Annotated in this window: 9 protein-coding genes; 5 read left to right on the top strand and 4 right to left on the bottom strand. The window is 65.8% G+C overall.

Features of this window, described 5'->3' with window-relative positions; genetic code table 11:
- Nucleotides 1-6: 6 nt before the first annotated feature.
- The 3 genes from rpsI (at nt 7) to QU663_RS08495 (ending at nt 3240) form a co-directional block, all read left to right on the top strand.
- A complete protein-coding gene (gene rpsI, locus QU663_RS08505) occupies nt 7-498 on the top strand; it encodes a 30S ribosomal protein S9 (RefSeq protein WP_009057966.1) in 492 nt (163 codons plus the stop codon).
- 181 nt (nt 499-679) lie between these two features.
- Complete coding sequence (gene glmM, locus QU663_RS08500; RefSeq protein WP_034480444.1) at nt 680-2032, top strand: phosphoglucosamine mutase; 1353 nt, start codon at nt 680-682, stop codon at nt 2030-2032.
- Nucleotides 2033-2328: 296 nt separating this feature from the next.
- A complete protein-coding gene (locus QU663_RS08495) occupies nt 2329-3240 on the top strand; it encodes a DUF4862 family protein (RefSeq protein WP_021611052.1) in 912 nt (303 codons plus the stop codon).
- A gap of 131 nt (nt 3241-3371) precedes the next feature.
- On the opposite strand, the gene QU663_RS08490 is transcribed toward QU663_RS08495, so the two are convergent.
- The 4 genes from QU663_RS08490 to QU663_RS08475 form a co-directional block, all read right to left on the bottom strand.
- On the bottom strand, nt 3372-4301 hold the full coding sequence (locus QU663_RS08490) for a hypothetical protein (RefSeq protein ID WP_021611053.1): 930 nt from the start codon (nt 4299-4301) through the stop codon (nt 3372-3374).
- Nucleotides 4302-4398: 97 nt separating this feature from the next.
- Entirely contained in the window at nt 4399-5604 is a 1206-nt protein-coding gene (locus QU663_RS08485; RefSeq protein ID WP_021611054.1) for a hypothetical protein, read from the bottom strand.
- Nucleotides 5605-6065: 461 nt separating this feature from the next.
- Nucleotides 6066-7004, bottom strand: coding sequence for a hypothetical protein (locus tag QU663_RS08480; protein WP_021611055.1), 939 nt, complete (start codon nt 7002-7004; stop codon nt 6066-6068).
- 79 nt (nt 7005-7083) lie between these two features.
- Nucleotides 7084-8181: a LacI family DNA-binding transcriptional regulator gene (locus QU663_RS08475; RefSeq protein ID WP_021611056.1), complete on the bottom strand. Its 1098-nt coding sequence runs from the start codon at nt 8179-8181 to the stop codon at nt 7084-7086.
- A 116-nt stretch (nt 8182-8297) separates the two neighbouring features.
- Here QU663_RS08475 and QU663_RS08470 point away from each other — a divergent pair, with 116 nt between their 5' ends.
- Together QU663_RS08470 and QU663_RS08465 are read left to right on the top strand one after the other, a co-directional pair.
- On the top strand, nt 8298-11126 hold the full coding sequence (locus QU663_RS08470) for a glycoside hydrolase family 2 TIM barrel-domain containing protein (protein ID WP_051267733.1): 2829 nt from the start codon (nt 8298-8300) through the stop codon (nt 11124-11126).
- Between the two features lie 164 nt (nt 11127-11290).
- Nucleotides 11291-12703: an extracellular solute-binding protein gene (locus tag QU663_RS08465; protein WP_021611058.1), complete on the top strand. Its 1413-nt coding sequence runs from the start codon at nt 11291-11293 to the stop codon at nt 12701-12703.
- Nucleotides 12704-12782 lie beyond the last annotated feature (79 nt).

The following is a 12782-nucleotide window of genomic DNA, read 5'->3' as shown; positions in this document are numbered from 1 at the left end:
AGAACCGTGGCTGAGACCATCGTTTCCGCTGAGCTGGACGAGGAAGTCGTCCCCAGCTCCTACACGTCCGAGACCGAGTCGGCTCCCGCCGGCGCCGGTCAGTCCATCACCGCGCCCGGCGCGGGCCTGGGCCGCCGCAAGGAGGCCGTCGCCCGCGTTCGCCTGGTCCCCGGCTCCGGCAAGTGGACCATCAACGGTCGCACCCTCGAGGACTACTTCCCCAACAAGCTGCACCAGCAGCTGGTGAAGTCCCCCTTCGTGCTGCTCGACATTGACGGCCGCTTCGACGTCATCGCCCGCATCAACGGCGGCGGCATCTCCGGCCAGGCCGGCGCCCTGCGCCTCGGCGTGTCGCGCGCCCTCAACGAGATCGACCGCGACGCCAACCGTCCGGCCCTCAAGAAGGCCGGCTTCCTGACCCGCGACGCCCGCGCCATCGAGCGTAAGAAGGCAGGCCTCAAGAAGGCCCGCAAGGCTTCGCAGTTCTCGAAGCGCTGATTTCATTCAGCACGTTTTCTGTTGGTCGCGCCCCGCTCCCGCGGGGCGCGACCTTTTTGTTCCTGTCAACACCGCCCGCAATGTGAGCGCCGACGCTGTCCGGGCCACGGCCTCGTACATGGTCGGGGGCGTAGTCGCGGTACCCTTAGACCAGTCGTATGACCCACTGAACGGAGACATTATGCCCAGGATGTTCGGCACGGACGGCGTGCGTGGACTGGCAAACGTTGACATCACCGCGGATCTCGCGCTCCAGCTCGGCGAGGCCGCCGCCCGCCAGTTCGGTGGGGCTCGGCGCGCGGACGGTTCGAAGCCCCGCGCGATCATTGGGCGTGACACGCGCATCTCGGGCGAGTTCCTCGATCACGCCCTCGCCGCTGGCTTGGCGAGCGCTGGCATGGATGTGACCCGCATCGGCGTCGTTACCACGCCCACTGTCGCGCATCTGACGGCTACCGAGGACACCGTTGACCTCGGCGTCATGATTTCCGCCTCCCACAATCCGATGCCCGATAACGGCATTAAGTTCTTCGCGCACGGCGGTTACAAGCTCGCCGATTCCGTTGAGGATGAGATTGAGGCCCTCGTGAATACGGAGTGGGAGCGCCCCACCGGCGATGGCGTCGGTGAGGTCAACGCCGATCACGCGTGGGCTAAGGATTCCTACCTCGCGCATCTCGTGGGGGCTATTGGCACCGACCTGCGCGGCATGAAGATCGCGATCGACTGTGCGAACGGCGCCGCCTCCGAGCTGGGGCCGGCCGTTTTCCGTGAGCTTGGCGCCGACATCACCGTTATCAACGCCGAGCCTGACGGCCGCAACATCAACCTGCACGCCGGTTCGACGCACCCCGAGGCCCTGCAGGCTTCCGTCGTCGAGGCTGGCTGCGAGTTTGGTGTCGCTTACGACGGGGACGCGGACCGCTGCTTGGCCGTCGACCACGAGGGCAACCTGATCGACGGCGATAAGATCATGGGCGCGCTGGCCGTGAACGCCAAGGAGCGCGGCGCGCTCGCCAAGGACACGCTGGTCGTCACCGTCATGAGTAACCTGGGCCTGCTCATCGCCATGCGCGAGGCCGGCATCACGACCGTGCAGACGGGCGTGGGTGACCGCTACGTGCTTGAGGAGATGCTGGCGTCCGGGTATTCGCTCGGTGGGGAGCAGTCGGGCCACATCATTGCCCGCGACCACGCGACGACGGGTGATGGCATCTTGTCGTCGCTGCTCGTTTCGCGCATGGTCAAGGAGTCCGGCCGTTCGCTGGCCGACCTGACATCCTTCATTAAGCGCCTGCCGCAAACCCTCATCAACGTGGGTGGCGTGGACCGTGCGGCCGCATCGTCGAACCAGGCCGTCGCCGAGGCCGTGGCTGTCGCCGAGGCTCGCCTGGGCGACAACGGCCGTGTCCTGCTGCGCCCGTCGGGTACCGAGCCCCTGGTGCGCGTCATGGTCGAGGCGGCGACCCAGGAGGAGGCAGACTCTGTGGCCTCCTCGCTGGCGGACGTCGTCAAGGAAAACCTCGCGCTGTGAGCGCAGCGCGCTGACGTTACGAGGGGGTGGGCACCGGTGGGTGCCCGCCCCCTCGAATATGTTGCTGGTGGACGAGGCCGGCTTTGTCGGAGCCGTTGGCCTCGACATGGTCTTTGATGGGTTGTCATCGATGGGTGTTCTGACCTGCGTGTATGGGGCCCGTGGCGTTTGAAGCGAGATAACGGGCTTGACAGAGTCTGGAAAAGTGTGTCGATTTCTCTGCGAAACTCGGTACCGCGAGAGTATGGTCGGTGTCACGATTGCTTCATTGCTGTCATCACAGAAGGACGATTATCGTGGAAATTCCGTTTATTCTCGGGGCCTACGCGTCGCATCCGGCGCCTGAGCTCGAAGCCGACTACTACCAGCTTCTCGCCGACCAACCCTGGGTCAGCGGCGTGGAGATCCCCTACCCGGGGCAGCTCGCCACCCAGGCCGACGTGCTGGCCGCTCACTTGGCGCCGCATTGGGATTTCAACACCATCACGGCGATCCCCGGCACCATGCAACACGTGTGGAAGGACGCCACCTTCGGCCTGGCCTCGCCCGACGAGGAGGGCAGGCAGGCCGCCCTGGCCTTTACCCGGGCGCTGTGCGACGACCTCGACGACCTGTGCGACAAGGCCGGGCGCCTGCTGGTTGGGCGGGTGCAGCTGCACTCGGCGCCCACGCGCCTGGCGGACGCCGAGGCCTTCAAGCGCTCGCTCGAGGAGGTCGTGGGCTGGGACTGGAGTGGGGCGACTCTGGTCGTCGAGCACTGCGACAAGTACGTGCCGGAACAAAAGCCCGAGAAGGGTTTCCTCTCCCTGGGCGACGAGATCGACGTCGTCGCCGAGGTCGGCATCGGCATCCACCTGAACTGGGGTCGCTCCGCCGTGGAAGGACGCGACGCGGAGACCGCCTACCAGCACGTGCGTGAAGCGGGCGCGCTCGGGGTGCTCGACGGCGTCATCTTCTCGGGCGCGGGCCCGGAGGAGACACAGTACGGGTACGCCTGGATCGACGGGCACCTGCCCGCACAGGCCGACGAGCCGACCTCCCTCATGGACACCGAGCAGATCGGTCGCTGCGCCCAGGCGGCGCTCGCGGGTGGCGCGGAGTATCTCGGCGCGAAGGTCTGCGTCCCCAAGGACGCCTCCCTTGCCAAGCGCCTGGCCATGCTGGAGGGTATCTACCGGGCCTGCCACCTCCAGGGGAGTGACGGTTGAGGCCTCGTCGTCTAAGAGTGCGACGAGGCCGTGGCCGGCTCGGCGCGAGGCGTCAGTAAGCGGGAGGGGCGGATGCGACGAGCATCCGCCCCTCCCGCGTTGTCCCTATGCGGTGCGCGGCCGGAGCCCGCCTAGCGCGAGAGGAAACGCTGTGTGAATGCGGAAGACTGGTCGAGGTAGTGGTAGCTCCAGGCGCGGAAAGTCTTGTCATCAATATCTACATTGGTGAGGAGCTCATGAATCTCCGGATTGTCTGGCTGCGTGATCGTCTCGTACGTTCCTTCCGGTGAATAGAAGATAATATCGCGGCTCAGGAGCATGCCTGGCGTCCTGCTTGCTACGGCCATGGGGTAGCGAATGGTGTGGATGACAGCCATGAGCTGTTGGAGAATATGTGCAGGGTCGACGGGGCTGTAACACAGGACGTGACACATTGGGGCCATCAAGAACAGCCCGTGGGGCGCGTGGATCTGGAATCGCGATATGAGCGCGGGCATATTTGCCGCTTTCGCTGAGATGTATGCGGATCGTGTGGTCAGGCTGGTTAGTGGTCCCATCTGCTCGACACGGTCAACGGCTACGTTATCAGTGTTCATTTGCCCGTAATGGAAGAGCTCGTCGATGCTCAGTGGACATTGGTCCAGTTGTTCGTCTGACAGGTCGAACCGGTTGTTCTCGTCGGCGAGGCTGAGTATCAGCTTGAGTTCTCCAGGGTATCGGCGGCAATACGAATAGCGAGGGTTTGTAGCAAGGTCGTCGACGACAAACTCGGTGTGCACCCGCCGACGCAGTTCCTCAGGATTTCTCAGCACCGTCTGCCCGAGACGCGTGAGCTCCATCAGATATGGGATCCACGGCTCCATCATGGCTTGGTGTGCCGCCGGCTCCGCTCCGCTCAGCTTCAGCGTCAGATCATGAATGCTCCACTTCACGGAACCGTTGAGGAGCAGGAGCATCCTGCGCCTGGTCTGGTCGAAGTCGAGCTCAACGGTCAGGCCTGCCTCTCTCAGTCTGTACATCAGATACGGCAGGTCGTTGTTCAGAATGTACTCGGAGTCCATGGGGTCATTTTAGAGAGTACAGAGTATGTCGGTATGCGGCACCGGCGCTTCGTCGGTGCCGTCTGAGCATGTCCAGAGGTGAACTGTCGATGGATGCTTAGCGGGAGGAGTCGATGCTCAGCTGCTCGGTGAGGAAAGAGTGCTCGCCGGCCTCGTCACGCCAGTAGATGAGCGTCGCGCGCGAATCCTGCTGCTCGCGCAGGCTCTGTGAGAGCTCCTTGAAGGCCTCCAGCTTCGAGCCGTGTTCGTCGATGAGGGTCTTTTCGTTTTCGAGGATCTTCTCTCGGCGCTCTTTCAGCGCCGGGAAATCGTGAGTCGGGCCGGAGAAGCGTTCCTTGCCCCACTCTCCCCATGACTTTTTCTGGTCGGACTCCTCGAGGGAGGCGATCATGGCCTTGACCTTGTCCGACAGGTTCTTGAGCTCGCTCCATCGCTCGGTCGTGTGAGCGATGCACTCCGTCAGCTGCTGCGCACGCGTGGCCACCCGCGCGGGGCTCTCTTGCAAGGCGAGCGCCAGGTGGAGGGCATGCACCTGGATCTCCGTGATGTACGCCAGCCCAGCGGCGTTGACGTCGCGGATGACATTGTCGATGGGGACCTCGGTATCCAGCGCGCGACTTTCCGCGGACAGGAGGAGCATCTCCTGGCGTCGCGCCACAGCTATGAGGGCTTGTTCGGCCACCGCGAAGCGGGCGATCATGGCCGGGGTGAAGTGCCCGAGCTCGCCGTATTCCTCGGTGATGTCGCCCAGGGTTTTTGAGGCGGCGATGAGCCCAGCGATCTGCGTGATGTCCGCTCGCACGAGAAGATCAGCGAGAGTGTTCGCGAGGGTGTCCAGCTTGGCGTTCACCGCCTGGAACTGGCGCATGGTCACTGCCGTGTTGACAACCCCCATGAGCGCGAGCGGGGCGACGACGGGCAGCGAGGCGGCGACGGGAATGAAGGGGGCTTGGGCAACGATGCCGCCCGCTCCCATGACGGCGGAACCGACGCCGGATCCGAGCTGCATGAGCGTCGCGGGGTTGGCCGTGGCCATGAAGAGGGTTGGGGCGATTGCTGCGGACGCGGCAGTGGCGCCAAGCGCAGTCGCCGTCGATGCGGTCGAGCCGAGGACTTGAGGGGAGACTGCCCGGGCGTCGGGCGTGTACTTGCCTGTCGCGGCGAGGTTGTTCGTCAGACTTGCGATGAGGGCATCGCGCGTGCGCCCGGTGACGGCGATGAGCCCCTGGTCCGGCTGACCGTCGGGCGTAGCGATGGTGAACTCGACGTCGTGTGGGGTGGGCGCTAGCTCGTTGTCGCTCATGTGTGTCTCCTACGAAGGTCGGAATACACACATTATAGTTTCTCCGTCACCATTTGTGGCGGAAGGAACGCTCTGACAAAAAGTCGCATGCAATTCCCCTGGCCGTCTTTCGATGTGCGACATCGGATCGTTGGAATCATTGGCCTTTTCGAGATGCTAAGAAAAGTGAGGGTACCCAAATTGCATGCGACATTGTGGGGGAACCATGTGTGGGTGAGTCGCGTGTAGGGTGCGCGGAGGGCGTGCGGAGGGCGTGCGGAGGGCGTGCGGGTGCTCGCGGAGGGTGCTCAGAGGGGTGCGGCCGGGCGCCATCACGTGTTTAAGCCGGGGCTGTCGCTCCTTCGATCCGGGACCGTCACGTGTTCGAGCCGGGGGCGTCACGTGTTCATGCCGGGGGCGTCACTCCTTCGAGCCGGGGCCGCGCTCCTTCGACCAGGAGCCACTCTTTCGAGCCGACGCCGTCACATGTTTGTGGGGTAGAAGCGGGAACGGAAGCCGTCGAAGAAGTTCATGTTCTTCACGGCGAGCTCCACGAGGCGGTCTGCGTCCAGGTTCACGGTTGTGAAGAGCTCCTGAACGTCCGGATGGTCGGAGCGTGTGATGGTGCCGAACTCGCCGTCCGGCCCGCAGTAGAACAGGTCCTTGCTGAGCGTGTGCGCGGGGTTGGCGCGGAAGCGCCGCATGAAGTCGATGCGCAGGTAATCCAGGAGGCGAAGGTACTGCTGGGTGATAGAGCCCGGGTCGGCGGGCGCGTACAGGAGGATCGAGCGTTCCGGGATCGCGAAGAACAGCCCGTGGGGCGCGTCGATGCGGAAAGTGGAGACCAGGTTGGCGACGTGCGCCGCCTTCGACGCGATGAAGAGGGACTCGCCGCCGATGCCGGTGAAGGGGCCGCAGGGGCCCTGTTCGTCGATCGGCTCACCGTCCGTGTTGATCTGCCCGTAGTGGTAGAGCTCGTCGAGGCCGATCGGGTACTTCTCGAGGTGCTGGTCGGTGACCGTCGTGACGGTGTTCGGGAAGTCGAGGCACAGGCCCAGGGCGAGGCCCCCGGGGAAGGGGCGCGCGTAGCTGAAGTGAGGGTCGGCGGCCAGGTCCGGGGTGAGGATGCGCGTGCGCACGCGCTGGCGTAACTCGTCGGCGTCGGTGATGGGCTGATCGGCGATGCGTCCCGACTCTATGATGAAGGCGACCCAGCGCTCGATGATGGCCTCATGCTGGGCGGGGTCGGCCTGCGTGAGCTCGCTGACCAGATTCTCGACGTTGATGCGCCGCCACCCGTCGACTTCCAGGAACGCGTCGCCCGTATGTTCGTCGGTTCGGCGCGTCGCGGAGACGCCCGCGTCGTGCAGTCGGCGCAGGAGGAAGGAGAGCGTGCGTTCGGTGAGAGCCTGGCGATCCATGCCTCGATTCTACGGTGTAGGCCGGTGGCTCGGCGTGGGTGGGACCCTCGCAGACGGGAAGGTCGTGGGGGAGTGTTCGCTAGGCGCGCCGGGCGACCGAACTGCGCCACACGGGGTGGGTCGGGATGGTCGCGACGGGGATGGGCTGGGACGAGGCTGGGGTGGTTTCCTCGGTCACGGCGACGGCTCGGGGGTGGATGTCGTTGGTGGGCGAGCGTCCCTCAATGACGTTGATGATGGAGGTGACGGCGGCCTCGGTCATCTCCTTGAGGGGCCAGTCGACGGTGGTCAGTCCCATGGCTTCGGCGTTCCGGTGGTCCTGGTTGCCGAAGCCGAGGATGGACAGGTCGGCGGGGATGGACAGGCCGAGGTCGTCGGCGGCCTGGAAGACGCCGGGTGCCTGCGAGTCGTCGGCGAGCGCGATGAGGGAGATGCTGGGGTCCTCGGTGAGGAGTCGCACGGAGGCCTGGTAGGCCGTGGATGCCTCCCAGTCGGGCAGGGAGTAGAGGGTGAAGTTGGTGCCGAAGGCGTGTGCGATGGGGTGTTGGCGGGCGTGGTTGGTGTTGGGGCCGGCGAGGAAGACGGCGCGCCCGGAGCCGGCGCCGGAGTTCGGGTCGATGAGGGCGCAGGAGTTGAGGATGTCTTGAACGCCGGCGCCTTCGTCGATGCGGATGAGGGAGGATTCGGACCCGGTGGGGTTGGCCTCGATCATGGACATGGCGACGACGGGGATACCGAGGTTGGCAAGGAGGCGGGAGGTGAAGGCTTCGGCGGAGGTGGTCTCGCGGATGATGCCTGCGAGCTGTGTGTCGCCTAGGACCCCTCGGATGACTTCGGCGTCGGAGGCGCCGTCGCCGGACTGGAAGAGGGGGAGGAGGAGGTAGCCGCGCTGCTGGATGTCGATCATCGCGGTGGTGAGGACGGTGTGGACGACGGGGACGAAGGGGTCGTCGGGCAGCTCGGCCATGAGGAGCGCGATGAGGTGGGACTTGCCGCGGCGCAGGGAGCGGGCGGCGGCGTTGGGGATGTAGTTGAGGGTGCGGGCGGCCTGTTGGACGCGTTCGATGGTCGCGGGAGCGATCTTGACATCCCGGCCTCGTCCGTTGAGAACGAGTGAGACGGTGGAGGGTGCGACGCCTGCTGCGCGAGCGACGTCGGCTCGGGTTGCGCGCTCCATGACGGGCTTCCAATCCTCGTGTGCGTTTGAAGAAACACAACAACTATAACGTGTTAGTCTTGTGGGTGACGATCGGAGTTTCGACGATGACATCCGAAAGGCACGTAGACGTGAAAATGATGATACCTTCCTATGCCCCCGGCGCGGGCGCTCTTCTGCCGCCACGCGCCCATCTGGCCGACGACCCGGGTGTGATCAGCCTGGATGGCACGTGGGTCTTCGCCTTTTATCCCACCGATCCGGAGCCATTTGTCAACCTCGAGGAACCCTGGGCCGAGCCCGCGGGCCAGACCGAGATGCGCAACATCGACGTCCCCAGCCACTGGGTCTTGCGAGGGGATGGGGCCTACGGTCGCCCCGCCTACACAAACGTCGACTTCCCCTTCCCGGTGGACCCGCCCTTCCCTCCCGGCATCAACCCCGTCGGCGACTACCGGCGCACCTTCGAGCTTCCGGCCCACTGGCAGGGCGGCGTCGTTGCTCTGCGTTTCGACGGGGTTGACAGCCAAGCCACCGTCTGGGTCAACGGCACGTGGGTTGGTATGGCCCGCGGCTCGCGCCTGGCCCACGAGTTTGACGTCACGGGCCTCGTCGTCCCCGGCGTCAACAGGGTCACTGTGCGCGTCCACCAGTTCAGCGCCGGTTCCTACCTGGAGGATCAGGACCAGTGGTGGCTGCCCGGAATCTTCCGCTCCGTTAGCCTGCGCCACCTCACTCCCGGCGTGATCGAGGACCTGTGGGTCGACACCGACTACGAGGCCGGGGTCGGGTATGCGAGCGTCGAGGCTCGGGTGCTCGGCGCGCAGGAGGACTCCCTGGTGGGCCGCCTGGACATCGACGGCCTCGGCTCTTGCATGCTTGCCCTTGAGCGCCGCGAGGATGGGCGCTACCGCTCCGGCCGCCTCGCCGTGGGGGACGTGCGCCCGTGGAGCGCGCACGACCCAGCCCTCTACGACGCCCGCGTGTGCGTGGGAGGGCGTGGGGGCCTCGCCGATGCGGAGCGCGCCCTGCGCCTCGGATTTCGCCGCGTGAGCATCGAGGAGGGAGTGCTGATGGCGAACGGCGCGCCCCTGACCCTTAACGGCGTCAACCGCCACGAGGTGCGCGCCGACGAGGGCCGCGTCTTCGACGAACAGTGGGCCCGCGCCGACCTGGCGCTCATGAAGACCATGGGAATCAACGCGATCCGCACCTCCCACTACCCCCCGCACCCGCGCCTGCTCGATCTGGCCGACGAGATCGGCCTGTGGGTCATGCTCGAGGGGGACATCGAAACCCACGGCTTCGAGGGGGTGGGGGAGTGGGTCGACAATCCCTCCAGCGACCCGGCCTGGGCGCCCGCCTACCTGGACCGCACGATGCGCGCCTTCGAGCGCGACAAGAACCACCCCTCGATCATGAGCTGGAGCCTGGGCAACGAGTCGGGCACCGGGCCGAACCTGGCGGCCTGCGCCCGCTGGATTCACGAGCGCACCGGCGGGTGCGCCATCGTCCACTACGAGGGTGATCACGCCCTTCAATACACGGACATCTACTCGCGCATGTACCCCACGCTCGAGGAGGTCGCGGCCGTCCTGGACGACTCCGACCTGACCTCGCCGGTCGCCGTTCCCACGCACGTGGCCGCCGACGTGGACGACGCGGCGCGCGAGCGCATCCGGTGCGCCCCCTACCTCATGTGCGAATACCTCCACGCGATGGGAACCGGCCCCGGGAATGCCGCCGGCTATGCGGCGCAGATGAGCCACCGGCGCCACGCCGGCGGCTTCGTGTGGGAATGGCGCGACCACGCCCTGTGGCGCACGCTGCCCGACGGTCGCCGCGCCCTGTCCTACGGCGGCGACTTCGGCGAAGAGGTCCACGACGGTAACTTCGTGTGTGACGGCCTGGTCGACGCGCTCTCGCGCCCCTACGCGGGCACGTGGGCCTGGGTGTCCGCGATGGCTCCCGACGCACCCGCGCTCGCCGCGGCCATCAACGAGAGTCGCTCCGGATCGCAAGAGCAGGAGGCGCACCTGCGCGCGCTCCTGGACGCTGCCGTTACTCCCGTGTCCTCTGCGAAGGATGCGGATGGCGCTTTCCGCCTCGCCGAGGATGGGCGCCTGTCCCGCGTCGGCGATATGCCCGTGAGCGTCGGCATCAGCGTCTTCCGGGCCCCCACCGACAACGATCGGGGCCGAGGCCCCGTCGACTATTGGGGAATCGACACGGATGACATGGGCTCCCTCGGAGTCGGGCGCGGTGAGGCCGGCACTTCGCACGCGATGCGCTGGGAGCGGGAGCGCCTGCACCTGCTGCGCCGACGCCTCGTCTCCATCGAGGAGGAGGGGATTATCCGCCGCGTCGTCGAGCGATGGTCGCCGCCCGCCGCCCAATTCGGCGCCACTCTGGTGTGGGAGTACTCGCCCGTGCGGCTCGGCCAGGATATGGGCCGAGGCCTGCGCGTCTCCTTGCGCATTGCCCCCTACGGGCGCTGGCCTGAGCGAGTACCCAGGCTGGGCGTGCGCGTCGAATTGCCCGGGTCGTCGTGGGAGGCCTCCTGGCTGGGAGAGACCCTCATCGCTTACTCCGACATGGCCGTGCCCGACGCTCGCGGGTGTGGGCATGGCGAGGCCTCGGACCTGTGGGACGTGGGTGTGCGCCCCCAGGAGGGTGGGCATCGGCGCGATGTGGAGGCCCTCTCTCTGCGGGGGCAGACAGGCGAGCTTGTTGTCCTTCCCGCGTCTCCGCTCGGGTGGAGCGTGAGCCCGTGGAGTGAGCGCGAGCTGGCCCAGGCCTCGCACTGGGAAGAGCTGCCCGCGAGCGAGCGCCTGTTCCTGTGGCTTGACGTCTTCCAAGATGGTATCGGGACGCGATCGTGCGGCCCTGACTCTCGTCCGGAGTTCGCCGGGCGCATGCGCGACTGCGAGGTGACATTCGTGATCGCGCAGGTTGGGGGTGATTGAGCCTCGCACTGTTATGTTGCGGCTTGGTAACGATGCGGGCACTTGCTGACAAATAATGCGCATCGCTTTCATGCTCGCTATGATTCAGGTATCAACTAACACGAGATAGTTAGTGACTCGATCCCATCGATCGACCAGTAAATACGGACCAACGGAGGTTTCGCATGTTGAAGAAGAAGATGGCGGCGGGCGTTGTTGCCCTGGCCATGTTCAGCACCCTCGGCCTGGCCGCCTGCAACGGTGGCGGCTCTGGCGACAGCACCAACGCCGGCGGCGGATCCGCTTCCGGCTCCATCCCCGAGCCCGACGTCTCCTGCGACGTTCCCGCGGGCAACATCGACGACTCGAAGATCGACACCTCGAAGGTCGAAGGCGAAATCACCTTCCAGACCCAGGGCCTGCAGAACGACTTCGGCGACTTCTTCAAGGCCAAGATCAAAGAATTCGAGGACGCCAACCCCGGCGTGACGATCAACTGGACCGACCAGGGCGGCGGCGCCGAGTTCGACCAGACCATCACGGCCCAGGCCTCGAACTGCAAGATGGCGGACGTCGTCAACGTCCCCTCTTCCACGATCCTCGCCCTGTCCAAGTCCAACCTCCTCATGGACTACGACGTCAAGGCCCCCGGCATCGGCGACAAGTTCGTTCCGTCCATTTGGGACTCCACCGCCCTGGGTGCGGGTGACCACCACACGGCCCTGCCCTGGTACTTCGGTCCCTACATCACCACCTACAACAAGGAGGTGTTCAAGCGCGCCGGACTCGATGAGAACATGCCGCCCAAGACCATGGACGAGCTCTTCGACGCCGCCGCCAAGGTGGGCGCCGACGGACAGGGTGACTACGGCATCTACGGCTCGCCCGAGTGGTACATGATCGCTCAGCTGCACGGCATGGGCGTCAACCTGCTCAACGCGGACAAGACCGCCTTCGACTTCGCGGACAACGAGGCCGCCATCAACTACGTGACGCGCCTGTCCGAGCTCTACGCCTCCGGCGCCATCCCGAAGGACTCGCTGACCGGCGAGCCCGACCCGGGCAAGGCCTACACCGACGGCAACCTCGCTTTCGGTACCCCCAACGCCTCCTTCCTCAAGTCGGTCAAGAACAACAACGCGACCGTCTACGAGAACACCGGCGTCGGCCCCTTCCCGACCAACCCCGGCATCAAGCCCGTCTTCGAAGGTCAGTACATCGGCGTCTCGGTTACGACCAAGAACGCCCCCCTGGCCATGAAGTTCGCCGAGTGGATCACCAACGCTGAGAACGAGTACGCCTGGACGCACGACGGCGGCGCGATTATCTTCCCCGCTGCCACCGAGGCCCTCGACAAGCTCGTCAACAACCCGCCGGAGATCGCGGACGACCCGGTCTTCAAGGCCGCCTACGAGGAAGCCGCTAAGGCTGCCAAGGACGCAGAGGCCTACACCGACGTCTTCTACGCCACCGGCGCCGTGAAGGATGCCCTCGTCGAAAACGTCAACAAGGCCATCCGCGGCGAGGTTGATCCCAAGACCGCACTCAAGACCGCACAGGATCAGATGAACGAGAAGCTCAAGGCTCTCGGAGACTGATTGAATGCTCGGGGGCCGAGGCCAGGCCTCGGCCCCCGAGGCATCCCTCGCCCAGCGCAGGGCCGCCGGCTCACGGTCA

The sequence above is a fragment of the Schaalia sp. HMT-172 genome (assembly GCF_030644365.1).
GTDB lineage: Bacteria > Actinomycetota > Actinomycetes > Actinomycetales > Actinomycetaceae > Pauljensenia.
Note: the sequence above shows the minus strand (reverse complement) of the source record. Positions and strands in the feature narration are given on the sequence as shown.

Excerpts from the sequence above, each read along its gene's own strand:
- glmM (WP_034480444.1), top strand. The coding sequence starts at position 680 with ATGCCCAGGATGTTCGGCACGGACGGCGTGCGTGGACTGGCAAACGTT.
- QU663_RS08490 (WP_021611053.1), bottom strand. The coding sequence starts at position 4,301 with ATGGACTCCGAGTACATTCTGAACAACGACCTGCCGTATCTGATGTAC.
- QU663_RS08485 (WP_021611054.1), bottom strand. The coding sequence starts at position 5,604 with ATGAGCGACAACGAGCTAGCGCCCACCCCACACGACGTCGAGTTCACC.
- QU663_RS08480 (WP_021611055.1), bottom strand. The coding sequence starts at position 7,004 with ATGGATCGCCAGGCTCTCACCGAACGCACGCTCTCCTTCCTCCTGCGC.
- QU663_RS08475 (WP_021611056.1), bottom strand. The coding sequence starts at position 8,181 with ATGGAGCGCGCAACCCGAGCCGACGTCGCTCGCGCAGCAGGCGTCGCA.
- QU663_RS08470 (WP_051267733.1), top strand. The coding sequence starts at position 8,298 with ATGATGATACCTTCCTATGCCCCCGGCGCGGGCGCTCTTCTGCCGCCA.
- QU663_RS08465 (WP_021611058.1), top strand. The coding sequence starts at position 11,291 with ATGTTGAAGAAGAAGATGGCGGCGGGCGTTGTTGCCCTGGCCATGTTC.